The organism is Paralteromonas sediminis, from assembly GCF_003820355.1.
Classification (GTDB): Bacteria; Pseudomonadota; Gammaproteobacteria; order Enterobacterales; family Alteromonadaceae; genus Alteromonas_F; species Alteromonas_F sediminis.
This window is the reverse complement of the sequence record NZ_RPOK01000002.1, coordinates 741,765-767,644: the sequence shown is the minus strand read 5'-3', so window position 1 is coordinate 767,644 and position 25,880 is coordinate 741,765. Positions and strand designations below refer to the sequence as shown.

Annotated in this window: 15 protein-coding genes and 2 pseudogenes; 7 read left to right on the top strand and 10 right to left on the bottom strand. The window is 44.9% G+C overall.

Annotated features, from left to right (window positions below):
• Positions 1–25 precede the first annotated feature (25 nt).
• On the bottom strand, positions 26–241 hold the full coding sequence (locus DRW07_RS08730) for a VF530 family protein (protein WP_124027488.1): 216 nt from the start codon (positions 239–241) through the stop codon (positions 26–28).
• Between the two features lie 490 nt (positions 242–731).
• Between DRW07_RS08730 and DRW07_RS08725 the strand changes: the two are divergent.
• Both DRW07_RS08725 and DRW07_RS08720 read left to right on the top strand, forming a co-directional pair.
• A pseudogene (locus tag DRW07_RS08725) lies at positions 732–1,682 on the top strand (IS5 family transposase).
• 332 nt (positions 1,683–2,014) lie between these two features.
• Positions 2,015–2,503: a hypothetical protein gene (locus DRW07_RS08720; RefSeq protein ID WP_124027487.1), complete on the top strand. Its 489-nt coding sequence runs from the start codon at positions 2,015–2,017 to the stop codon at positions 2,501–2,503.
• 210 nt (positions 2,504–2,713) lie between these two features.
• Here DRW07_RS08720 and DRW07_RS08715 read toward each other — a convergent pair whose 3' ends face one another.
• The 3 genes and pseudogenes from DRW07_RS08715 to DRW07_RS18610 all read right to left on the bottom strand — a co-directional run.
• Positions 2,714–3,793, bottom strand: a complete 1,080-nt coding sequence (locus DRW07_RS08715) for a hypothetical protein (RefSeq protein WP_124027486.1) — start codon at positions 3,791–3,793, stop codon at positions 2,714–2,716.
• The gene (locus DRW07_RS18470; RefSeq protein WP_240630547.1) at positions 3,786–4,106 is read right to left on the bottom strand and encodes a hypothetical protein; all 321 of its coding nucleotides are present in this window, start codon (positions 4,104–4,106) and stop codon (positions 3,786–3,788) included. Before DRW07_RS18470 ends, DRW07_RS08715 begins: the two co-directional genes overlap by 8 nt.
• Positions 4,107–4,148: 42 nt before the next feature.
• Positions 4,149–4,304 (bottom strand): annotated as a pseudogene (locus tag DRW07_RS18610) (RHS repeat-associated core domain-containing protein); the annotation flags it as partial.
• Between the two features lie 32 nt (positions 4,305–4,336).
• Between DRW07_RS18610 and DRW07_RS08705 the strand changes: the two are divergent.
• Both DRW07_RS08705 and DRW07_RS08700 read left to right on the top strand, forming a co-directional pair.
• The gene (locus tag DRW07_RS08705) at positions 4,337–5,317 is read left to right on the top strand and encodes an IS5 family transposase (protein ID WP_124027485.1); all 981 of its coding nucleotides are present in this window, start codon (positions 4,337–4,339) and stop codon (positions 5,315–5,317) included.
• Positions 5,318–5,691: 374 nt separating this feature from the next.
• Entirely contained in the window at positions 5,692–6,531 is an 840-nt protein-coding gene (locus DRW07_RS08700; RefSeq protein ID WP_124027484.1) for a class II glutamine amidotransferase, read from the top strand.
• An 88-nt stretch (positions 6,532–6,619) separates the two neighbouring features.
• On the opposite strand, the gene DRW07_RS08695 is transcribed toward DRW07_RS08700, so the two are convergent.
• From DRW07_RS08695 to DRW07_RS08685, 3 genes are all read right to left on the bottom strand, one after another.
• Positions 6,620–8,119, bottom strand: a complete 1,500-nt coding sequence (locus DRW07_RS08695; protein WP_124027483.1) for a tryptophan halogenase family protein — start codon at positions 8,117–8,119, stop codon at positions 6,620–6,622.
• A gap of 1 nt (position 8,120) precedes the next feature.
• Positions 8,121–9,614, bottom strand: a complete 1,494-nt coding sequence (locus DRW07_RS08690) for a tryptophan halogenase family protein (RefSeq protein WP_124027482.1) — start codon at positions 9,612–9,614, stop codon at positions 8,121–8,123.
• A 120-nt stretch (positions 9,615–9,734) separates the two neighbouring features.
• Positions 9,735–12,545, bottom strand: coding sequence for a TonB-dependent receptor (locus DRW07_RS08685; RefSeq protein ID WP_124027481.1), 2,811 nt, complete (start codon positions 12,543–12,545; stop codon positions 9,735–9,737).
• A gap of 558 nt (positions 12,546–13,103) precedes the next feature.
• Here DRW07_RS08685 and DRW07_RS08680 point away from each other — a divergent pair.
• Together DRW07_RS08680 and pulA are read left to right on the top strand one after the other, a co-directional pair.
• Positions 13,104–16,148, top strand: coding sequence for a TonB-dependent receptor (locus tag DRW07_RS08680; RefSeq protein ID WP_124027480.1), 3,045 nt, complete (start codon positions 13,104–13,106; stop codon positions 16,146–16,148).
• A gap of 62 nt (positions 16,149–16,210) precedes the next feature.
• The gene (gene pulA, locus DRW07_RS08675; protein ID WP_124027479.1) at positions 16,211–20,542 is read left to right on the top strand and encodes a pullulanase-type alpha-1,6-glucosidase; all 4,332 of its coding nucleotides are present in this window, start codon (positions 16,211–16,213) and stop codon (positions 20,540–20,542) included.
• Between the two features lie 56 nt (positions 20,543–20,598).
• Here the strand turns inward: pulA and DRW07_RS08670 are convergent, their stop codons facing one another.
• Entirely contained in the window at positions 20,599–21,867 is a 1,269-nt protein-coding gene (locus DRW07_RS08670; protein ID WP_124027478.1) for an NADH:flavin oxidoreductase/NADH oxidase family protein, read from the bottom strand.
• A 206-nt stretch (positions 21,868–22,073) separates the two neighbouring features.
• Between DRW07_RS08670 and DRW07_RS08665 the strand changes: the two genes are divergently transcribed.
• The gene (locus tag DRW07_RS08665; protein ID WP_124027477.1) at positions 22,074–22,286 is read left to right on the top strand and encodes a hypothetical protein; all 213 of its coding nucleotides are present in this window, start codon (positions 22,074–22,076) and stop codon (positions 22,284–22,286) included.
• Here DRW07_RS08665 and DRW07_RS08660 read toward each other — a convergent pair.
• Positions 22,277–23,956 carry an SGNH/GDSL hydrolase family protein gene (locus DRW07_RS08660; RefSeq protein ID WP_124027476.1) on the bottom strand — a complete coding sequence of 560 codons (1,680 nt, stop codon included), beginning with the start codon at positions 23,954–23,956 and terminating at the stop codon, positions 22,277–22,279. The genes DRW07_RS08665 and DRW07_RS08660 overlap by 10 nt on opposite strands.
• A complete protein-coding gene (locus tag DRW07_RS08655) occupies positions 23,953–25,755 on the bottom strand; it encodes a hypothetical protein (RefSeq protein WP_124027475.1) in 1,803 nt (600 codons plus the stop codon). Before DRW07_RS08655 ends, DRW07_RS08660 begins: the two co-directional genes overlap by 4 nt.
• Between the last annotated feature and the right edge of the window lie 125 nt (positions 25,756–25,880).

The following is a 25,880-nucleotide window of genomic DNA, read 5'->3' as shown; positions in this document are numbered from 1 at the left end:
TGACGTGCACCACGTCTAATCACTATTAAGAGAATGTTTGTATATATAATTGCTCTACTTTTTCTCTCGCCCATTGTGTTTTTCTCAAAAATTTTAGCGTTGACTTAACTGATGGATCATTGTTGAAGCAATTTATTCTTATACGATAATGTAAACCTTCCCAACCATAGTGTTCCTGTAATTGAGTCACTATCTTTTCTAAGGTTAGCCCGTGTAAAGGGTTGTTAGGCTGCTGATCCATAATTGAATGCTGCTTAATTGAGGAATTAGCGTCAAAGTCTATCATGAAACAAAAAACACAGTGATATTGTTGCTAAGACATTGACTCTCGAGCCAACGAAAACTCCGAACAGGCAAGTAGTTTCATTTCTCAAATACTTAATGAATTAAATATTTCGGTGGAAAGGGTAATAGGGGGGGACAGGTTAGAAAAAGTATCAGCGTCTTTGAATAAGGTGTGAGAAATTATAGATAGTGGTGTTAAAAGCGTTAGTGTCTAACTTATAGCAGTAATATTTTTTGTAATCTAGATTGCGTCAACGTGTTCCAGAATTTGACGATTGTGACAGAGTTTACGACACCTCACTTAAAACACCTGTCTCGATTAAAATCGAAATTGAGCGAAGTGATAAATGCGTAGAGTATTTTAGGGAAGATGCGAATAAGTCCCTGATGTGAGATCATAGCGGTACAGCAAATCACAACCACTAGTGTCCATGAGCCAATAATTTATCGCCGATAGTGAGTTTTCCAGCAAGCGCCGCCAGACCCGTAAAGAGATATTTTTATCCCGGATGGACAACCTGCTGCCGTGGTCTCAACTGCCGGACGTGATAGAGCCTTTCTATCCCAAGGCGGGTAATGGTCGCCGCCCCTATTCATTAGAATCCATGTTTCGCATTCACTGTATGCAGCATTGGTAAAGCCTTGGGGATGAAGCAATGGAAGACGCATTATATGAAATTGCGTCAATGCGTCAGTTCGCAAAATTGTCGCTGGATAAAGCCATTCCAGACCGCACCACCATCATGAACTTTCGGCACTTGCTGGAAAAAATATAAGCTTACTCGCAAATTATTCAAAACCGTCAACCAGTGGCTGTCGGACTGCGGTGTGATGATGACACAGGGTTTACTGGTGGATGCCACGATTATTGAAGCCCCCAGCTCCACTAAAAACAAAAAGAATAAACGTGATCCGGATATGCATCAGACCAAGAAAGGCAATGAATGGACTTCGGCATGAAAGCCCATATTGGTGTAGATGCTAAGAGCGGTCTCACCCATACGCTGGTGACCACCGCCGCCAACGAGCATGACCTGAACCAGTTGCACGGCGACGAGGAGTTCATCTCTAGCGATGCCGGATATCAGGGCGCAGAGAAGCGGGAAGAGCTTCAAGATACGGATGTTGAATGGCTGATTGCCGAGCGTCCCGGCAAAGTCCGTGCACTGAAGAAGCATCCACGCAAGAACAAAACAGCCATCAATATCGAATACCTGAAAGCCAGCATCCGGGCAAAAGTAGAGCACCCGTTTCGTATCATCAAATGTCAGTTCGGGTTTATCAAAGCTCGCTACAAAGGACTGGTGAAAAATGACTCCCAGTTAGCCATGCTATTCACCTTGGCGAATCTGTTCAAAGGAGACCAGATGTTACGACGGCAGCCAAGATCTGTCTGAAATCCGGGATTAGCCCGTAACAGGGCCGAAATCTGGCCTAAAACGGCAGTATATCGGTCGAAATTGGAATTTTAGCGTTCAAAAATTAGACGGCGAGCGCAGAGCCTCGCTAAAGCTCTAAATTGCAGGACTTATTCGCATCTTCCCTAGAACCCCTCAGTGGCAGCTTTTTAAACTTAGGTTCCTTTCTCATACTCATTGAGCTTTATTTTTATATTCCTTTTTTTTAATCAGGATGGAATAGAAAATTTAGGAATAACTGATTTTTGCTTGAAAAACTATTTTGAACTGCTAAATTGGAACTGCGGTCATTACTAATAAGGATATTATGTATGAAAAATGCAACTTCTAGTTCACTAATTTCTCTTTTTCTGTTCTGTTTCTGTTTCTGTTTCTCTGTTTTTGCTAATGAATGCAAAGAAGGACAACGGACAATTCAGGACTGGATGGATTTTAACGGCTCTTTTAAAGAGTTTGCACTCCCTAAAAATCTTATTAAGAGCGAAGCTTGTTTTTATGAACCTAATAACATCATTCCAAGTGATTCATTGCCTGACATAAGCGGATTTATACGTACTTGGGAGATTGAAAATAATGTGCTCAGGGGAGTTAGAGGGCAAAATCTTGTAAACTTGATTGAAGCACTGGCTTCAGAATTTGACATATCGATTGAGCAATTTTGTTATGATGCCCAAGTCAATATGTCAGTTACTTGCGAACAACATCACTCCTTATCTGTGAGCACTGTGCAAAATGTAAGGGAAAATAAAGACATGACTGTTAAAGAGAGTATTGTATTAGGAAGATTTGTAAATAAATAAAAGGATCTTAAAATGAGAAAGTTTAATAAACTATTTTCAGGGACTTATTCGCAGTTTCCCTAGTAAAAAAAACGATACTTTTGTTAAGTTACGTTCAGTAAAGCGCCAAAGAAAAGGAATAATGCAAGCTATAAAAAGCCCAGCTTCATTTTGGGTTAGAAAACCAAAGCGTTAACCTTTCATTTCCTTCAAACAGATACTGATAATTCATTAAAGGTCTATTTCAATTATACCTAGCCTAATTGAGTATTTGTCTTTTGCTTTCAGTCTTACTAAGAACGTTTTTGATTTTGAATTGTATGCAAATATGCCGACTATATCTTCACTATCTAGCGTGTATATCTTTCCATTTCTTCCGATATATATTAATAGCCGATCGTACTCTGATCTCATCGCCGAAGCGTGTATCAATACTCCGTTATCACCTTTAGCATGAGATAAACCTGAGAGGCGAAAATCAATGCCAACTTTATCTAATTGTAGCTTTGACTTTGGGGTATATGTAGATAACCAACCGGGACATAAATACAGAATACAATACGGCTTGTAGGCTAGATATAGTTCATCATCCAATACCACAAGACTTGAGTAATCTGTGTCACTAAACGTTACTTCTGTTGATGCGTTTTCACCAAGTTGGTTGTTAATCTTTATAACAGTGCCTTGGCCGGTCAAGTATGGCTGGTTGTTGATGATTTGAAGGTTAAGCCTATTTGGGTAAAGTTTAGGATATCTAACCTTCAGGTCTATCGAATTAATTACTTCCCCCGTTGTTGCATGCATTACCTTTACGTGGCCCTCATCTTGTGTGTATAAATAGTTTATTAATCCACTAGGTGAGGTTGTGAAATAGTTCGATGATGTGTACGGAAGCTCTAACTGTTCTCCTAAATGGTTAATAAACTTCTTTTGGCCTTGCTCTTGATACTTTAAAAAAGCTGAGTAAGGCTTCTTCGTTTTATAGTCTGTAAGCTGAATTTCCCTACCTTCATATTCCTTGAGTGAAAACTTCAGCTCAGACGAAAGTGTTTCAATAAAATAACCTCTTTTAGTACTATTTTCCTCTTTCGCTGTCAGGGTCTTGTCTTTATTACGGATATGAACATTAACAAAAAAGCCTCTTTCTCGAGGATAGGCGCCACCATAGCTAATGGCGCCATTGCCGGGTAAGGTTACTTCATTAAGCTTGTTTATTGTCGGATCTAGCTCCTCAGAATAGGATATGGAAGTAATCAGTGCTAGAGCGCTAAACGATAACTTAACAGTAAGTTTCCTAACTATCTTATTCATACCAAAACAACCAGCCGAAGAAATAAACCAAAGAGTAGTAGAAGAACGAGAATGTTTGCCCCCATATACCTGGGTTATTCGCTCTCATAGTATCAAGGAACATGGTATCCGCCTCACTTCTAGGTAGCTCGTCTCCTAAACGGTAAGCGGGTCCATATCTCTCACCATTACCTTCAGGAAAATACCAACCATCGTGTATTAAGTTAGGGTCTAATGGATAGTTAGGATCATCTCCGTCAAGTATGCCATCATCATATATATCGTCATGCGCTCGACACGCTTCTTTTGCGTTAAATCTTCCGATTGAATTCATACTATCACCCATCCATCTTGGACCACATTGAAGACCAAGAGGATCAGTAAAGTTCAAATAACGATTACTTGCATATCGATACATGTTGAGATCACCAGCTCTAAAACGCATCGGATCTTGCTGTAGGAATCTTCCTAATTTCGGCGAATATACTCTATTTCTAAGGAAGATGTGAATAAGTCCCCGATGTGAGATCATAGCAGCATAGTAAATCACAGCTATTACCACCCATGAGCCGACAGTTAACTTTTGCCGATAGTGAGTTTTCTAGCAAACGCCGCCAGACGAGAAAAGAGATTTTCTTAACCAGAATGGATAACCTGCTGCCATGGTCTCAACTGCTGCAAGTGATTGAACCCTTTTATCCTAAAGCAGGTAACGGCAGACGTCCATATGCGCTTGAGACCATGTTTCGCATTCATTGTATGCAGCAATGGTATAGCCTCGGTGATGAAGCGATGGAAGATGCGTTATATGAAATAGCTTCGATGCGTCAGTTTGCGCAACTGTCACTGGATAAAGCTATTCCTGACCGCACTACCATTATGAACTTCCGTCACTTGCTGGAAAAGCACAGGCTGACTCGCAAATTATTCAAAACGGTCAACCAATGGTTGTCGGAGTGCGGTGTGATGATGACGCAGGGTACATTGGTCGATGCCACGATTATTGAAGCCCCCAGCTCCACGAAAAATAAAAAGAGTGAACGTGACCCGGACATGCATCAGACTAAAAAAGGCAATGATTGGCACTTCGGTATGAATGCCCATATTGGTGTGGATGCCAAGAGTGGCCTGACCCATACGCTGGTGACCACCGCCGCCAACGAACATGACCTGAATCAGATGAAGAACCTGTTGCATGGCGATGAAGAGTTCATCTCTGGCGATGCTGGATATCAAGGCGCGGAAAAGCGTGAAGAACTTAAAGAAAAGGATGTGGAATGGCTGATTGCTGAGCGTCCCGGAAAAGTTCGGGCACTGAAAAAGCATCCCCGTAAAAACAAAACTATCATCAACATCGAATATTTAAAAGCCAGCATCCGGGCAAAAGTTGAGCACCCATTCCGGCTCATCAAATGTCAGTTCGGCTTTATCAAAGCACGCTATAAAGGACTGACGAAAAATGACTCACAGTTTGCCATGCTATTCACCTTGGCGAACCTGTTTAAAGTGGACCAGATGTTACGACGACAGCCAAGATCTGTCTGAAATCCGGGAATAGCCCGGAATTAGGTCGAAACCCGGCCTAAAACGGCAGTATATTGGCCAAAATTGAAAATTGAGCGTTTAAAATTTAAGATGCCAGCAAAAAGTCTCGCTTGTTACCTATACTGTAGGACTTATTCGCAGTTTCCCAAGCGATTAGTGCTTGTTCGTTTTATTCTGATTGGAGATACAAAGAAGTTTTTAAGTAGTCATTCTCGAGCTCTTTTCTCACTAACATATTTGATAACGTTGTGAATCATCTTCCTTGCAGGATCATCACTTGAGAAGATTTTCAGCGTCTAATTGATTTAATACACGTACTTTGCGTATGCTCAGGAAACTATCAAGTATTAGCTGACATAAAGGTAGAACAAGCCGTGTGTGAACTTTTAGGAATGAGTGCCAATACCCCTACGGATTTGTGTTTTAGCTTCACTGGTTTAACACGTAGGGGTGGTGAAACAGGGCCTCATAAAGACGGGTGGGGCGTAGCATTTTATGAAGGTAAGGGGGTGCGTATGTTTCACGATCCTGAGCCTTGTGCTACATCACCGATCGCAGACTTTGTGTCTACCTTGCCCATTAAGAGCAAAAACGCCATTTGTCATATCAGGCAGGCCAACGTTGGCAATATCAATCTTGCCAATACTCATCCTTTTGCACGTGAGTTATGGGGGCGATATTGGGTTTTTGCGCACAACGGGCAGCTTCCTCAGTTTTTGCCCAGTAGTGGTGAATATCAGGCGGTCGGTGACACCGATAGTGAAGCGCTATTTTGCGACATTATGAATAATGTAAGGCAGTCCCTCATACGTGATGCCACGTCAGAGCCGCTTACACAAACACTAGTCGCATTGGCTCAAAATTATGCCCAGCAAGGGGTTTTTAATTGTCTACTAAGCAACGGTGATTGGTTATTTACGTTTTGTAGTACCAAACTTGCTAGTATTACTCGGCGGGCCCCTTTTGGTCCTGCTTGTCTTAAAGATATAGAAGTTGAAATTGATTTTGCCGCTGAAACTACCCCTCAAGACGTAGTGAGCATAATTGCAACAGAACCACTCACGAATGACGAGCAATGGGATATCTATGAACGCGGAGAATGGAAGTTGTGGCAAGAAGGCGAAGTGATCGCTTGTGGCAAAGTGAATGTGCCTGAGCATAAAAACGAATCTGAAATGGTGTCACCCGATTTATCTCTTCAGCCAAGTTGTTGAGTGAGCGCCCAATTTCTGTACCAGTGCGCAAGACAATCATAGACTGTACACAGCCTAAGGGTATTTGGACTAGAGGCTTGTGTTCACTTTACTCAAGCAAGGATGCCAAATTAGCATTATGCGATTCAAAGTTAAGGGCGCAGCCTTGCACAAAGGTGTCGATGTTTTTTTCTGCAAAGTGATCACCTTTTCCCGGTTGGTCTGGTGCGAGTGGGGGATAGGCGCCATAACCTGAAAACAAACAATGCCAGGAAATTGGATCCCAATGCATACCTATGTCTTGACGTTTAATCTCCTGTGTTAGGTCCTTGCGTTGAAACCAGCAATTGATAATGTTGGCAAGTGACGATGAAATGGCGTCGTTTTCTCTGTTGTCCCGCCAGTATTCACTGTCTTCACGTGTATTTAGCTTGTAGTGCGCGACAATATAGTCTCGGACTCTATCAAAACGCTCTTTTGCAAAAGCATTAAACGCTTGTTGATGCGTTGATGAATAGTCGCCCTGTTGCCATTTGGAAATGAACATCTCTGCACAGATTTGAACCAGGTGAAGCGCAGTGGCCTCCAAGGGTTCAATAAAACCCTGTGATAACCCCAATGCCAGGCAATTTTTTTTCCAATGCTGTTCAACCTGACCTACTTTCATGGATAAATGGCGACATGAGTCGTCGCTGTCGAGTATACCCAAGTGACGTCTAAATTCTTCTTCTGCGCTGTCTGGAGATAGATACTCAGCACTATAAACATAACCATTACCAAAGCGGTTTTGTAATGGAATACGCCAGCACCATCCCGCAGAAAGGGCCGTCGCCTCAGTTTCAGATGGGATAGTGTTACTAATACTTGTTGGTAACACTACTGCAGAGTCATTAAACAGATTGCTTTTATAACTTTTGAACTGCACGCCTAACGTCTGTTGGAGTAATAGGCTCCTAAACCCAGTACAGTCGATAAAAAAGTCACCCGAAATTTCTGTATCATCATCACATAAAAGGCTGGCTATGCTCGTATCCGGGTGGGTCTTTACGGCCAATATCCCTTTTTTAATATGAGTAACACCTTGTTTTTGCGCGTGTTCTGACAAAAACTGGCCCAGTAATGCACTGTCAAAATGGTAGCCATATTGGATCGTAAACGGGAAATGTGCTGGCGTGAGTGGCCCCAAGTTCTTTTTTGCCAATACGCCATTAATCAAAAAATCTTCTGGCCTAGTGTGGGTGTCTAACCCCAGTCTTCGGGTATGACAATTCACCTCAAACGCACGTTGCGTAAAAATGTCCGTTTGCGAAATGAAAGGGTGACGGTAACTATGGATACCTGATTTTGGGCTCCAGTCGTTAAACTTAATCCCCACTTTATAGGTAGCGTTACATGTTGGCATCCAAACCTGTTCAGGTACTTTTATAATCTCAAAAAAGCGCTTCAGGGTAGGCGTAGAACCTTCTCCAACGCCAATAATGCCAATATCCGGTGATTCAACCAAGGTGACTCTAACACGCTCTTTCGGGCACAGGGCTGCAAATAGGTTTGCTGCCATCCAACCTGCTGTGCCACCACCTGCAATGACAACATGTAACGGTGTACTCATATCAATTGCCACAAACCTTTGCCAGAAATTCGTCGTGAGTAGGCAGTTGTGCGACGGGATCTTGCTTGATCTTGCGAATGGTTTTTAACATGTCAATGAGCTTATCTTGGGGAATACTCTTCGCCATCGGATGGTAATCTTGGGGCGTTATGCCCTGGCCTTGCATAACCTGCAGCCAAGAAGCATCTAGGAAAAGATCATTGTGTTCATTAAATAAACGCCCATTCTGTCTAAATAGGTCTATTTTATGTCTTAGTCTTTCAGGAACGTCCATGTTTCTAACATCACGCCAGAATTGGCTGTCATCGCGTTCGTTTACATGATAGTGCAAGATAATGAAATCTCTGATTTGTTCGAACTCAAGCGCTGACTGAGCATTGTACTCTGACATAATACTGTCGTTGATACCTTGATGAGGAAAGAGGTGCAGCAAACGCACTATCGCTGACTGGATAAGGTGAATACTGGTCGATTCGAGTGGTTCCAGGAAGCCACTGGAGAGCCCTATCGCAATCACATTTTTATTCCACTGTTTTCGCCGTCTTCCGGTCTTAAACTTTATAAAATTAGGATCAGCCAAAGGCGCTGTATCCAGATTGTTCTTCAGTACAGCCAGGGCTTCGTCATCAGACATATAGTTACTGCAGTATACATGCCCATTACCATTTCTGTGTTGTAGCGGTATCCGCCATTGCCACCCTGCAGTATGTGCAATAGAGCGGGTATAGGGCAGGGTATGTTCATGACGTTCAGAAGGGATAGCAATTGCTCTGTCACAAGGTAGCCAGTGACTCCAGTCAATGTATCCGGTGTTCAACTGTTGCTGAATCAAAAGGCCTCTAAACCCTGAGCAGTCAATAAAGAGGTCGCCTGTAACTTCTCGCCCATTAGCTAAACGGACACCCTGAATATAGCCTGATCCTGGGTGCTGAGTAACGTCTACAATGGTACCTTCTGTTCGCACTGCTCCGGCTTGTTCTGCGACTTTGCGTAAAAATTTTGCATAAAGTGATGCATCAAAGTGATAGGCGAAAGGCATATCCAGTATAGGGTCGGTGACATCCATCTTGGCAAACCGACCTTCAATGGCACTTAAATAGTTGAGGTCATAATCCCAGATTGAAGAGCTTTCCCCCAACTGTTGTCGGGCCCGGTTTAGGAAATGATGAAAGTGACAAAACGCATAACTTCGTCCTGGTGAACCAAATGTGTGAAAGTAGCCTTCACCCTTTACCCGCCAATTTTCAAACTTGATGGCCAGTTTGATAGTGGCTTTAGTCTCTCGGATAACATCTGCTTCATTCAGTCCCAATACGTTATTAAGCATACGAATTGGCGGGATAGTAGCTTCACCTACACCGACGGTACCAATTGACTCAGATTCAACTAACTCAAGCTCGACCGTTTGCCCCAGCACTTTTTTTAACAATGCTGCTGAAAGCCAGCCTGCTGTTCCGCCGCCTACTACCACGACTTTCTTGATAGTGTCGTTCATTCACGTTCCTAATTGCCGATATAAAAAAGTCCCAATACCACAAGTATCGGGACTTTAGTTGTAACGCTGAATAGCCTGTAACGTCAAATTCGTTAGCGGCTATTCATGTTTGGTGGTGCCCTAAAACGAGTAGTTAAAGCCTAACAGGAAGTTTCTGCCAAAGGTTTGCGAGGTCACGATTTGACGTGGGTCGCCATTCGCAAACGTGACGTCTTCTTCGTCTGTTAAGTTTTGACCCTGTAGCGTAACACGCAAGCCTTCCAGCCACTCGATATTAGATTCGCTGAAATCGTAACCAATTTGGGCATCAACCAATGTTGCGCCAGCGCCTCTTGTTTCAGCCAGTGCTAAGCTCAAACCACGGGTTTCAGTAGAGAATTCGTCACGCTTGGTGCCCGCTACTCTGAATTCCCAACCTGCATTCTCATAGTAGAACGTCACAGAATAGGTTTCTTCAGAAAGCCCTGGTACGAAGCCTGTTCCGCCATCTGAAAATTCCAGTTCACCGTCTAAGAAGGTAGCGCTTGCGAAAACACCAAACCCTTCAAGAACATCATGAATTTCACTAAGTTGTAGGCTACCCTGAATTTCTAAACCTTCGACTGAACCTTTTGCACCGTCTTCCTTGAATGAAATTTCACCCAAGAACTGCTCAGGAGATGTCAGTGGGATAAGGTCACCGTTGGTATCGCGAATGCCGTGATAACCGGGAATATAGAGATCTTCAAAGTTGGTAAGTGTTTTGCCATCACCGTGCCAGTTAGTCAGCTTTTTGTAGAAGTAGCTGATCGCAATATAGCCGTCGTCAGAGAAGTAGTTTTCATAAGAAAGGTCATATTGTGTGGCTTCTAGTGGCTTCAAGCGCGCATTTCCAGCATCACCAGACCAAAGGAATTGAGAACCGGCGGCAAAGTTAAATGACGCATTGTTATTGGGCTTCATGTCATCCATTCTAGGACGGCTCAATATTTTTGAAGCACCAACACGTAGGAATTGATTCTCAACCACTTCAAAAGACAAGTTCAAAGAGGGCAGAATATCTGTGTAATCATCACCGTCAGTGACCGGGGTAGCGTCAACATACAAGCTTTCTGCAGTTACTACGCTGAAGCCTGATGCTTTTTGCTCTGAATCTATAAACTGGACACCTACATTACCACGGACAAACATGTCACCGATTTCCGTGTCAATTTCCAACTTGGCAAAGACAGTTAACAGCTCTTCCTCAATGGTGTAAGTATCAGCTAATCTGCCAGTTTCAAGGTCTTGTGCATCGGTAGAAATGTAGTAGCCGCTGTTGTATAACGCGAGGCTATCATAGGCAAGTACGCCCTCAAGACCAAGCCAACTGAGGTCTGCAACACCCAATACATTAGGAATACCATCTGCATCCGGCCATTTAGGTGATGTTAGGTATGCACCACCATTAATTTTCGTTTTTGAGCGGTCAGAGTAATTAACACCCACATTTAACTTGGAGAATATACCCCACTCAACTAAACCTTCTAATTCTAGCCTTGTAGTATTCAGTTCTTCATCAAATATCGGTTGGTTTACAAAACCGTCTTGTGCTGTTTCAGGACCAAAATTTGGGTTGCCCTGGAACTGAGCGACAGGAGCGAGTGAAGCCCCCCACGGCTGAGGACCGGCCAGAGAAATAATTGACGGGTCGGTTAAATCAACCGCCGGAAATGCCGACGCATTCGGGTGAGGACCAAACGTAGGCAAACCACCGTTCATTGTCCATGAACGCGCTGGCAGCGGGCGACCATCAATGCCTGCACGGCCGGTACCCGAGTAACTTTCCACATCGGTGATTGTTTTATCTACTTTACCCGATGAGTAGTCGAAAATCGCTGACCAGTAATCATTGATATTGTATTCAACATTCAGTGCAACTGTAGTGAGTTCTGACTCTTGGCTGCGAATATCGTTACGAATAACTGAATAGAAACCATCGGTATAACCTTCAGTCACAAAGCCATCTTCAACAGCGACTGTTGTAGTTGGGCCACCCCATGCGAGGCCTTCTTCCAGGCCACGGCGTGCATCGTTTTCTACGTAATCGATGTAAAGGGCGTCAAGCTGGATCATCAGATCTTCACGAGGTGAGTATTGAACAACTGCGGCAACAGAATCACGTTCCATCATTGCTGAGCGGGTAAAAGAGTCGTGACCACCTAGAATGTAATTGCCATCGCCATCTTGTGCCCAGTCTCCATCACCCCAGGCACGAAACTGCTGCTCTTGTCTTGGTGACTCCATGGACGCCACGGTTAGCGCAAGACCCAGTTGATCATCAGCAAACTGGTCGACAAAATTAAGAGAAACACGGTGCCCTTGATTATCGTAATCCGGGTTGCCTGCGTCTCTTTGGTTCTTTTCAATATTGCCATTAACGGTAAACGAAGACTCTGCATTTAGCGGTTTGACGGTCTGCAAATCAATTGTGCCGCCAATACCTTGTGCCAACAAACCTGCTTCTGAAGTTTTATATACGAGAATATTCGATACGATTTCTGTGGGGTAAAGGTCAAACTCCACTCCACGGTTGTCACCCATGCCCAACAATTCACGACCATTCAATGAGGTCGCTACGTAGTTTTCATTAAAACCGCGTACTGACAAGCCACTAGTACGTCCGTTGCGACGCTCACCGGCTAGACCGGGTAACCGCGCCAGCGATTCGGCAACAGAGGTGTCTGGCAATTTACCGATATCCTCTGCTGAAAGCGCCTCAACAATAGAAGTCTGTTCCATTTTTATCGCCTGCGCGCGTTGTAAGGCACCGCGAATACCTGTGACTTGTATGACTTCAGTGACTTCTGCCGCAGCATCTGCATTATCTTGTGCTATGGCTACTGTTGTGCCTAGCCCAGTGAGTGCGGCTGATACTGAAAAGGCCAGCACGTTTTTCTTGAATTGTGACATGTGTGTTTTTCCTGTTTGGGTTACCAGTACTAAGGTCCATTCACCGCTATAAGAGGGCGTTGGACTCTTCTTCTGACTGCCGCCGATACTAACTTCAGGATAGTTGCTTAAACAACTTTCTGCATACGTATTCAGCACTTCTGGTAAACAAATTGTTTACATTTTGCAGGGTGGATAATCAATACTAAACTTCCCTAACTAACTGAAATTACAAAATAAAGTGTAAATTTTTTGAATTTGATTTGCAGTGACTATTCTATAAACAGTCTTACTGTTGGCCGCATCAGTTTATTAAAAACTCATTTACTTTTAACTAGCATTTTTTAGCTAACCGTATGAATTGTTTATTAAATTTAATTATGAGTGATAGTTTCTGTTGGTTTTACATGTGTATAAAAAGGCTTTAGATGTAAAGAAAATGTAGCATTTTGTTATTGAATACGTATGCAGTCGATTGTGGTTAATTCCTGTCCCTCGCTACTATTACAGTAGAAATCAAAATAGGCGTCGTGCATTTGTTAATGACATGTTGCCGCCATAAGAGGGAATGTAACACATATGAAAACATTCAAACCCAGCAGCATTTACGCAGCCTTGCTGGCAAGTGGAATGGCATTGAGTAGCTATCCAGTCTTGGCACAAGAAAACGCTGAGGAGCCAGATGCGACACCGACGCCTGATGAGCAAGCTATTGAGCGCATTGAGGTAAAAGGTTTCAGTACTAGTCTTATACAGTCACTGAACCAAAAAAGATTTAGCGACACGGTATCCGAGCAGATATCAGCCGATGATTTAGGCGGGTTACCCGATGTCTCCATGGCCGATGCGCTTACCAGGCTTCCGGGGATTTCAGCGGTTAGAACCGGTGGTCAGGCCGCAGAGATTAACATTCGGGGTCTCAGCGGTGGGTTTGTCTTTTCTACCTTGAATGGTCGCGAGCAGGTTTCTACGTCAGGTACACGCTCCATAGAGTTTGACCAGTATCCTTCCGAGCTGATTTCGTCAGCCGCGGTATACAAATCACCAAAAGCATCGTTAATCGAAGGCGGTGTTGCGGGGACGGTAGAACTGCAAACTGCCAGCCCGCTGGCAAATGACAAGCAGCATACCTTTAATGCAAATTTGCGCGGAATGTATAACGACCGCGCGTCTGAAATACCCGACGGTGAAGAATTTGGTCATCGCATAAGCTTTTCCTACCAAGGTAAGTTTATGGATGACACCCTAGGCGTTGCATTAGGTTATGCAAGACTTTACCAGCCCAGTGTTGCGACCCAGTTTATCGGTTTGGCATACAATGGTGAAGTTGACGTTGACGGCGAAATTCCTACCTCAGAATGTGTGGACAACCCTGAGTGCGAACTCATAAGTGAAGGGTTTGAAATGCAGCATAAAGGAGGGGAAGAAACCCGCGATGGTTATTTGGCTGCCATCGAGTGGATTCCTACTGATAATTTTACGCTGAAAGCTGATGCCTTTGTGTCTAAGTTTGACTCAGAGGCGTTTGCACGTGGCTTTAGGGTTAAATTAGGCGGGGTAAATGCCTCTATCACCAATCCTGTAACTGTAAATCGTAGTGTGATTGGTGGAACCTTTACCCGAACTGCCGATAGCTTCACTCGGGTTGAACTGGTGAATGATGACAACCAGGACTTTGACCAAGTAGAAAGTTACGGCATTAATGCCGACTGGGCAATTTCTGATAATCTATCGGTTCAGTTCGATATTGCACTTTCCAAAGCAGAAAGTGACTTTAGAAATGGTTTGCTGTGGTCTTTGGTGGGTGAAGATGCTAATGCTGCCAGCCCTAGATTCGATGAAAATATTTCGATTTCTTATCAATTAAACGGTTTGAATTTACCCGATTTGGCGTTCAATCAGGCTGATTTATTTACCGACCTGGACAGGGTAATGGTCAGCAAGTATGGCATTTATCCTTTCCAGAATGACGATGAATTAGATGCTTATCGCCTAGACTTCCAGTATTTGCTCGACAACGACTACATTTCAAGCATTGAATTTGGTGGGCGTTATTCGGACCGTGAATACAGTAATGACCGGTCAGTGTTTGAGTTTGGTAATGACTCAGCATTTTCCGTTAGCCAGCCTCCACTTCGTCTCACGCAGGACATGGTGGAAATCGTCAATTGGTCTGGAGAGTTTGGTTATTTCCCTAACTACCTAGCGATTGATTTGGATAAGGCGCTGACGGCATGGTTCCCTGGCGGTATCCCGCAGCCTCAACAAACTTGGGGACCGGGTGCGGCTGGTGTTATCAACGGTCCTGGTATTGGACCGTCTACTGCATGGTCTGTACAAGAAAGTGGCGACGTATTTGAAACAGTCAGTGCCGCATATCTTATGGCCAATATCGACACAGAAGTGGCCGGTTTTGCGGTAACCGGTAACTTTGGTGTACGTTATGTTGAGACCAAACAGGCATCTACAACGCTACAAAGAGCCACGCGTTTTGTTGAAGATCCAGTGACGGGTACGCAGGTTGAAGTGAGTGATCCGACACTTGGCGCGCAAAACATTATGGATGAAGCTGGCCTTATCAATAATTTCTACAGACCAGACATCATTTCCCATGAATATACTGACACTTTACCCAGTATCAATATCAATATTGGTTTAACAGACAGTTCTCAGTTGCGCTTAGCGGCGGCAAAAGTGATGGGAAGAGCACCCATCAACCGATTTGCTGCTAATGCGTCGACATCCGTAGAGACGGTAACGGCCAGCCAAAACAGAGACAGCGGCGAGGTAACCCTGTCGAGCCAAACGGCTAAGATCAGTGGCTCCTCGAGAAACAGCCCTTACTTAGAACCGTTTTATGCAACTCAGTATGACATTTCATATGAGCACTATTTCACCGAGACTGATGGTGCTTTTGTCATTGCTGGTTTCTACAAAAATATCGAGTCGTTCATCGAAAACATTGGTACAGACCCTTATGATTTTGAAGGTAATGGCTTCATTGTGCCTGACGAGATAGCGGTACCTGTATTTTATGAACAGGACTTCCCGGGGCAAGAACCTGAGCTGGTGCTCGATGCCGATGGCATGCCTGTTTTTGTTACAGTACCGACCGAAAATGGCAATTATGAAACCGCGATCAACAACGCGGAAGGGGGCTACATTCGCGGTATCGAAATTGCGTATACCGAGATCTACAGCAACCTACCTGGTTTGTGGTCTGGATTGGGCGTGAATGCCAGCTACTCCTTCACAGAGAGTGAAATTCAACGCACATTGGGTAACGGCGTTTTTGCCGACGCTTTGCCTGGTCTATCTGAAAATGTGGCACAGCTCACAGTGTTCTGGGAATACGAGGGTTTTGAAACACGGGTTAGCGCGCGTTACAGAGACCAATTTGTTTCTGAGCAAGTGGCGGTTAATGATCAAACTGTGAACTTTGATTCAGAGACAGTCATTGATTATCAGGCTTCTTATGAAATCAATGAAAATATGAGCGTGCTTTTCCAAATCAATAATGTAACGGATGAACCAACAAAGAGTTTCTTTAGCTCAAAAGAGCAAACCGGAACCATTCAGTTCTTCGGAACACAGTACTTCCTGGGGTTAACGTATTCATTATGAAAAAACGTCATTTACACAACACATTGATACCCCATTTAAGAATAACATTGGAGCATTTACCTATGTTTAATCGTACTCGTGCATCAAGTTTGTTTGCCTTGATGTTGACTGCACTGGTGATTGCAGGATGCGGAGGTTCTAGCATTGAAAGCGGAACCAACGATCTGCTCACCTGTAATGCCCCCAACGTGCCTGACGCTTCAGGAACAAGTTGTGTTCCACCACCGCCTATTCAGTGTACGCCGCCTACCGTGCCTAATGCGACCAACGACGCTTGCGTAGTGGGTGCAGATCCTACTTTACCTGACCCCATTGTTTTCCCAAGTGAAGATCAGGCCGTGTTGTACTACAACCGCGCAGGGGTAGGCGCTGATAACTCGCCAAATGACCCCAGCTATGAAGGTTGGAGGTTGCACACCTGGAGTAATGATGCCTGCGATGCATACGCAGATGGTGACACCGATTGGGCTAATGGCCGTATACACAATGGTGTCGATCCAAATTATGGCGCGTATTGGATTCTGGATTTAAAACCTGGGTATGCTGGTACAGCCGGTTCTTGCCATAATTTCATTATCCATATTGGTACAGAAGATTCGGGTAAAGAGATGGGCGGCGCTGACTTCAAAGGCAAGCTCGATCAGGACGATCCAAAATTTGCGCGTATGAACTTCACGCTAAGTGGGGAGCCCACTGTCTTTGAATTTCCTCTGCTGTCGTTAGGGCCTCAACCGGTTAAAATAGAAGGTTTTTCCGCGCACTGGTTAGATGCATCTACATTGTTATGGGATGCGCCGGACGGTGTTGAATCGGTCAAGTTACACTATTCAGCGGATGGTGATTTGGAAGCGACACTGGAAAATGGTCTTAACGGTACCGCGGTGGACTTGATGTCTACGAGTTTGTCTGACGCACAGATTGCACGGGCACCACACCTGGCCAATCTTACTGCGTTTGAGGGAAGCTGGTCAGAAAATGATGCCAAAGCTGTGGCAAAAGCACAGGCTGTATTAGGTGGTTACGATGCTGATGGTACGCTGGTTGCTGCGACCGGCATTCAAATGCCATTAATGCTGGATGCGCTCTACACGCTAGGTGACGATGATGCCAACGAAGCCGATTTGGGTGGAGTGTACACAGACAACGGTATTACTGCTGCAGTGTGGGCACCAACTGCACAGAATGTGCGCTTGTTGACCTACAACAGTAACAAGACTCAAGCTGCGGCGTACACCATGACTGAAGACCCAGCAACGGGGATATGGTCCTACAATGGCGATATGTCACTGGACAGAACACTTTACCGTTATGAAGTAACGGTTTTCCATCCAGTTACAGGTAATGTTGAGACACTATTGGTCACCGATCCTTACTCGGTCTCAACGTCTACCAATGGCCGCTTTTCACGTTTTGTGAACCTGGCTGATGAAGATCTTAAACCAGCAGGCTGGGATTCACATTCCATCCCGACAGTGGCGAATTGGGAAGATGCCATCATTTATGAAGGTCATATCCGCGACTTTAGTGCCAGAGATGAGAGTACGTCTGAAGCAAATAGAGGTAAATATCTGGCCTTCACCGAACAAGGCACAGCGCCGGTCATGCATCTTGAAAAGCTTGTTGAAGCAGGTATGACGCACTTCCACATGTTACCGACAAACGACATTGCTACTATCGATGAAGATCCAACACAAACGGTGGACTTGTTCGATACAGTCGGCGACTTATGTCGTCTAAATGGCGATGCTGCGGTTTGTGCTGAAGAAGATGCTGGTTCAAGACTGATAGATGTTTTGGAAAGTTACGATCCGCTGTCTGAAGCAGGTAAAGCGCAACAACTAGCGCAAGATATGCGCGGATTTGACGAATTTAACTGGGGTTATGATCCGCATCATTTCAATACGCCAGAAGGTAGCTACGCGTCAAGTGCAGAGGGCGTGGAGCGCATTATTGAAAAGCGTCAGATGATTACTGCATTGCATGAAATGGGTCTGCGCGTGGTGATGGACGTGGTTTATAACCACACCAACGCGTCAGGCGTGTTTACTAAGTCTGTACTCGACAAAGTAGTGCCGGGTTATTACCACAGATACGAAGTGGGCACGGGCGCCATTACGCGTGAAACCTGCTGTGATGACACTGAGCCTCGTAACGCCATGTTTGAAAAGTTCATGAAAGACTCATTATTGGTATGGACCGAGCATTACAAAATCGATTCATTCCGTTTTGATATCATGAGCCATGCGTCAAAAGACACTATGCTGCGTCTGCGCGATGCGGTACAGGCTGTTGATCCAGACAACTATTTCTATGGAGAGGGGTGGCCTCGTGTGGATCGCGGATTCGAAGTGGCGAATCAGCTGAACATGGCGGGAACACAAATTGGTACCTTTAATGACCGCATTCGCGAAGCGATTCGTCAGGGGCAAATATTTGACCCAGAAAACGAAGCAGCACTAAGCCAGCAAGATAGAGTGAAAGTGGGTCTTATTGGTAATTTGACCGACTATATCCTTGAAACTTCAGCTGGCGTAGCGACCACCACGGCAAGCTTAGGCGGCTATGCGAAAGATCCTGCCGATATTATTAATTATGTGTCAAAACACGATAATGAAACCTTGTGGGATCAGTTCAACTATGTGTTGCCCAGCGACATTTCACTGGAGCAGCGAGTCAGAGCACAGAATATTGGCATTACGCTTCCTCTGATGTCTCAAGGTATTCCGTTCCTGCAAATGGGCGGTGATATGCTTCGCTCCAAATCGATGGATCGCAACACCTATGATGCAGGAGACTGGTTCAACTACGTTGATTTCACCATGCTCACAAACAACTGGAATGTGGGTTTGCCTTTAGCTGAAGACAATCAGGGACGCTGGGCAGAAATGGGCACCTTTATCAATGCGCCTGAGCGTGCAGCAACCATGACTGAGATTGAATTTGCGTCAGCAGTATTCAACGAGTTCTTGTCTATTCGCTCGGATAGTCCGCTATTTAGGCTTACTGAAGCCCAGGACATTATTGATCGTATAGGCTTCCACAACATTGGCCGCAGACAACAAGTGGGCTTGATTGCCATGAGTATTGATGACGGTATTACACCAGATTCTGATCTTATGTTGATGGACATCGATCCTAACTATGATGCGCTTATGGTCATTGCCAACACTGGCTATGAAGAGAAATCTATCACTGTAAATATGGCGACAGGGTTTGAGCTTCATATGACACAGATGAACTCTTACGATGCCACCGTGAGAGGGGCAATGTTCACAGAGGGCGAAGACGGCAACGGTACCTTCACAGTACCTGCCATGACTATGGCTGTGTTCGTCAAGCCACAAATGGGCGCACAGGGCTTTGGTTTACCGTCCTTTGCAACAGCGGGCGCACCCGATGTTGTGCCGTTTGGTGATACGACCGTGTATCTGCGTGGTGGTATGAACGGCTGGGGTACTGACAATGCAATGGATTATGCCGGAGACGGTATCTATGAAGTTGAAGTGACGCTAAATGCTGATGAAGAAGTCTTCTTTAAAGTTGCGTCGGAAGACTGGGCCGCGGTAAATCTAGGCGCAGTGTCGGCCAGTGATACGGTTGTTGAGCTCGGTGTTGATAAAGCTATGGCGACAACCAATGACAATTTCAGCATCACTGCACCTGCGACAACCTTATACCGCTTCAGTGTTGATGCCTCAGACGTGGCTGAACCTGTATTGAATGTAAATTACGGTGATACCTACTTCGACAACCCTGTGTATTTACGCGGCGGTATGAACGGGTGGGGCACAGACAATCCGTTTGAGTATCAGGGCGGCCGCAAATATGCAGAAGCGATAGCCATCGATGCCGGCAGCTATGAATTTAAAGTAGCGACTGACGACTGGGCAACGGTCAACATGGGTGCGCTGGATGCAGAAGACAGAGCCGTTGAAATAGGTGTTGAGAAAATCATTGGTACATCCAATGATAATCTTACGATTGATATTGCTGACTCTGATTCCTATGTATTCGTCTTTGACCTGAGCGATGCTGATGAGCCATTGATTAGCGTCTTTAAGGAGGAGTTTTTCGGTGATACTGAGGTATTCCTGCGCGGCGGAATGAATGGTTGGGGAACGGATAATCTGTTTACCTTCCAGGAAGGCGCTTATGTCACTGATATCGACGTTAGTCAGGGTTCCGTTGAGTTTAAAGTGGCGTCTGATGACTGGTCCACGGTAAACCTAGGTACACCCGATGGCGACGATACAACAGTAACGTTAGGGGTACCCAAAGTGCTTGCACCAAGTAACAATAATTTGCTGCTTGATTTCCCAGCCTCAGCAACTTACGAGTTTAAAGTTGAGGGTCCAAGTGCTAACAGCCCAACGATTACGGTAACAGAGAAATAAGCGCAGCTTACGAAACAAAAAACCGGTAGTGAAAACTACCGGTTTTTTTATATCAGTTATTGGGCTTTTTTTCGTCGCAGTGCAAGTTTGGCGTCATTAACGACATGACGGATAAATGCAGAAAATACGCCTAGTTGTGTTTGTGGTGGCAAGCCTTTAGCGAGTCTGATTATTTGCCAATAGTAGAAACCAACTTGCCCAAAGGCATTTACGGCCTTGATTAAATCAAATGCGCTGTTGTTGCCCCACATACCCGTGCCCAGTACCAGTCTACTCTCATAGTCATCAAGCTGATCAACGCGCTTTTCTATTAAATCAATAGCACAATTTGGCTGAGTACACAGTGGACGAGCCAGTCCCACCATCTCGATTTCACCACTTTCAACGGCTTTTTCCATTACCTGTCTGCTTCGAAAGCCACCTGTGATCATAATCGGTATAGATGCATTGGCTTTGATCTTTTCTGCATATTCAATAAAGTATGCTTCGCGTTTACGTGTACTTTCTCGAACATCCTTTGAGTCTACGCCAAATAAGCTAAGTTGCTCATAGGTACCGCCTGAAATCTCCAGTAAATCCACACTGTCTTCTGCCAGCCACTGCGCAACTTGTGCACATTCCTCTAGGGTAAATCCGCCCTTTTGAAAATCTGCAGAATTGAGCTTTACGCCAACTGGGAAACCTTTACCCACACTTTGCCTAACACCCTGCACAATGCGCCTGATAATACGAGCTCGGTTCTCAAGCGAACCACCCCATTCGTCCTGCCTTTTATTTGTTATTGGAGATAGGAACTGGCTCAACAAATAACCGTGAGCACAATGAATTTGAACACCTTTAAAGCCCGCTAGCTTGACCAGTTCAGCTGACTTGATAAAACGTTTGATGACGTCCTCAATATCGACTTTATCCATAGGTTTAGGTTTGCCAAAATTCCCAATCAATGAGAGCTGTACGTCCGAGGGAGAAAGTGGACGGGCATTGACCAATTTAGGGCACTGGCGGCCTGGATGGTTTAACTGAACCCAACAATGATTACCCGCTACCTGAGCTGCTTTTGCATAGGCTTGGAAGCGGTCAATACAGCTATCGTCTTCCAGCACAACGTTGCCAGCGCGCTCCAAATAGTTTTTATCAACCATCACATTACCGGTGATCAGTAATCCGCTGCCACCTTGTGACCATGTTCTATAAAGCGTAAAGAGTTGCTCGGTAGGACGATCATGTTGGTCTGCCAGCCCTTCCGTCATGGCACTCTTACACAGTCTATTGGGCAATTCTACACCACAGGGCAAAGACAGTGGCGTACCTAAAATGCTGTTCATTTGATTTTCCTACGTACTTTTTGAGATTCAGTGTTATAGAGATTGGCTACTCGTTCAAGCCAAATCGGCCAATCGGTTGTGTATTTAACGAATATTTAGTGAGTTTGTGCATATGGGTAATGCTTTGTTACTAGTAACCTATTGAAAAGTATAACTAAAAAATTTGGCCTAAGTTTTGCGACTACTCGTTAGGCAAAGGAGGAACTATGGAATTTATTGCTGGTATTTTTTCATTAATATTTATGGTGTTCTGCGCTATCGTCTGGTTTATTCCTATCATTCTTATTGCAGGTTCAAGCAAAACGGGTGGTAAAGAAAAACTAGCTTGGATTTTAGCTGTGATTTTTATTTCTTGGTTTGCATGGATTTTCTATCTGCTACTCGCTCCTCTTGGCAGTAAAGAGGTTTACTACCGATAATCAGACGCGACCTTTGTCGCGTTTTTAAGTTTTTGTGAGGAAACAAACCGCTCTTCATAAAATCGGGCTTCTGCTTCTCGGTTAGCTGCCCGTAATCTACTAAATGCGTCTCTGTTCAACTTTACGTCATGTGGTAAGGCATCTGCCAGCAATAAGGTTGTTTTTAAGGCCATTTGGGCATTGTTTCGTTGCATATAGCCATCGCGTAGTGCCCTCATCATAGCGACCCAATCCATTTTATTTTCAAAATAAGCTTTTCCCAATGCTTGTTGCCAATCAGCCGGTGCGGGAAGCCTTAACGGGGCAGGCCGAATGGTAAATGGATAATCCGCTTTGAGTGCCTGCACATGGGCAAATCCATAATATTCTTCTGCAGGAGTGATAGGTCTGCGCTGCCAGGCATCAGCAGTTTTCACAGGGATAACCTGACTGCCAAATTCTCTCTTTATCAGAGCCTGATAAAACGCATCGGCCAGGATAAAATATCCCGGCAGGTTGGGGTGCAAATGCTCTAACATAAGCGAATCGCCAATGATACCATTAGGACTTCGGGCTTCTAAGGCTTGTTTGCCATCAACAAGGATGCTCCCATGAGCGATAGCTGTTTGTTTTATGATGGTATTGATATCTTCAGGCGCCCTAAACCTCAGCTGATCCAAATCTTTAGCTAAAGAGAGGTGATGCTTTGCTGACCTGAATTTGTTTTTCTCTAGTAACGCTCCGCCTAACGCAAAATGAAAATCGGCGCTTTCGCTATTCCGTTTGGTTAGTTCGAGAAGTGCTGGCATTTCTAAATTAGCGATGCCATCTGAGTGAGGATCAACGACAGAGGAAAACGGTGCCTGCCCACTTAAATTACTGGCTATTGTGGAAATAAAAACGGGTATGCCCGCTTTATCATACTTAGCAAGGAGAGCGTTGATATTGTGCGAAAACTGTTCGAGTCCAGCTTGATACATGGCAGAGTCGAAAGGAATCGATTTGCGTCGTGCAACTTTCGACATTAACGTACGCGATTGGCTGTCTGATGTTGTCGGCGCTGCTTGAAAACCCGTTATTAGGGTTTGCAGTGCATCAAATATTGCTAACTCACGAAATGATAAAAACGCACGCATCAACAAGGGCTGTTGAAAAGTGGAAAACGAGGAACCAACACCAAAAATCCCCAAAAATTCATTGTGGCCGGCGTAAATGACAATCGCATCTGGTTTCTCTGCGATTATTTCGTCAGCGGTGTCCAATAAGAAGTAACTATTCACCGCTGACATAGCAACATTTATCACTTCAACGTGGCGGTCTGGATAGGATTGTCTCAACCGCTGATCGAGCATGCCTGCCAGTGATGCTCCAAGGCCATAAGGAAACCCTGCTGCGGTAGACCCACCCTGAACCACAACCCTTAATCCATTTTCAGGCTTCTCTGCTAAGAAAAATGTCGGTTCCAGTGACACATTGGGAGCGTACTTATCAGGAAAATAGCGTGAGATAACCGAAGGACGAGCTAGTTTATAGTCTGGATGTTGGGGGTTTGGGATGAACAGAGGCGTCTGGCCACCAAATCCGGCTAACCGCAGCGCGCCTTCTATTAAAAGCAAAAATAGGAAAGGAATACATAACGCTATGGTTTGAAAAAGCCACTTTCTTTTGTCTTGGGCCCCAGATATTTTCACTGACTCGCCTTTAAATTATTCAGATAGCGCTGGGCTTGCTGGTTGTCGGGGTGATGTATAAGCAGCTCTTCAAGCGTTTGCATTGCTGCGGTTTCGTCTTCTGACCGATATTGTGCTTGTGCCAATGCGAGGGCAATCGATTCACTGGTAGGATTAAATGTTAACGCCTGTCGTGCATAATACCAGGCGAGTCTGTGTTCCTTAGCGCGCAAATAGAGCATGGCTGCAGCCTCTGCAGCCTGTTTATTAGTGGGCAAGGCTTCAAACAGCAGTGCAGCGACTTGTGCCGCTTTTTTCCACTCTTTTTGCTGTTGGTACAGGCTTAAAAGTGATTGCTGCTGTGCCAGCCAGGTTTTACCGTCAAGCCTCTCCTGCGCCATAGTGTGATATGGGCTTTCATCGCCCAAAGGTGGGACAGGTTTAGACGGAACGGCAAACGGGTAGTCGCTGGTGAGCTGGACTATTTTATATTCAGCAACCAGCCGATCCACGGGTGTTAGAGGAACCTGTTGCCAGCGGAACGGGGCACTCTTTTCCATGGGGTAGGACGGTGCTGGCAATATGCCTTTGTCAACTAATGCGCCAAGATAGCTGTTAGCAATAACAAAGTAGCCGCGTAAAGTGGGATGCAGATGCTCTAGCATAAGATCGCTGCCAATGATACCTTGAGTGGCCTGATGGCGAAACTGACTGACAATATCCACGAGGTGAACATCATTATTGGCAGTGGCCTGGTTAATGATAGTGTTGAAGGCAGAGGGTGCTCTGAATCTGAGTTCGTCATAGTCGGTTGCTTGTTGCAGCGCGACTAACGCGTCTTCATGTTTCCCCTCTTCAATCAGTAGGCTGCCCTTAGCATAGGCCACATTGGCAGAATAGGGCTGCGCATTTTGCCAAGCCTGGATGTTATCCAGTTTGGCTTGGGTTGCCATACGATTACGCAGAAGGGGTAAAATGCCTGGAAATGACGCTGGGTCAGTCGACGCGAAAGGTTTTTGGTCCCTTTCATTAGCAACCAGATTCCCAATAAACACTGGGATTTCTTCGTTTGAAAACTGGCTGAGGGTATTGCTCAGGTTATTACGAAACTGCGTTATGCCCTTATGGTAAATGTCGGATTGATATGGAATTCGCTGTTCCTTGGCCATTGCAGCCATCGTCGTGCGTCCATCTGATATGTTGTGCGCATCCACTGGCTGGTTGATAAGTGTTTGTAGTAGCTGAAATAGCCTGAGTTCCTTTAACGCTAAAAAAAGTAAATTAGTAGTATGACTTCCCTTATTGGCAAATGCGGATCCTACCCCCATCACACCCAGATATTCATTATGCCCAGTATATATCAATACTGCATCCGGGCTGATGTCTATGATTTCTTTAGCCATATCCCTCAGTGCGTAGCTATTAATGCTCGCCATGGCAACAGGTATAATCTCAACGTTCAAGAAAGGATAAACCGCGCGAATTTGATGGGTTAACAAGCCCGCAGGGGAACCAAAGCGTCCATAGGGAAAGCCTGCTGCAGTGGAACCGCCCATCACCACAATTCTGATCGTTTCTGATGGTTTTTCTCTCTTAAAATAAAAGGTATCAGGACTAACATTGGGTACAACGGCACCCTGATGAAAAAAGCGCTTAATCAGTTCAGGGTTCGGCATGAGATAATCTTCAGAGAAATCTGCTTCAACAAATACGGGGTAGGTGTGACCGAAATTTGCCAGCTTCAGTGCTGCCTCTGTTAATAGGAGCAAAAGGATCGGCAGTGAGATAGCGATAAGTGTGAACAGTCGTTGTTGACGCATAACATGATTCAGTCTGGTTTGTATCTAAACATTACCCATACCTCTAGAGAGGTGCAAGACTTTGTCTGAGTTAGTGTATTGCTCACCACGGCAATGTGTGTACACTACCAAGAAATAAGTAGTAT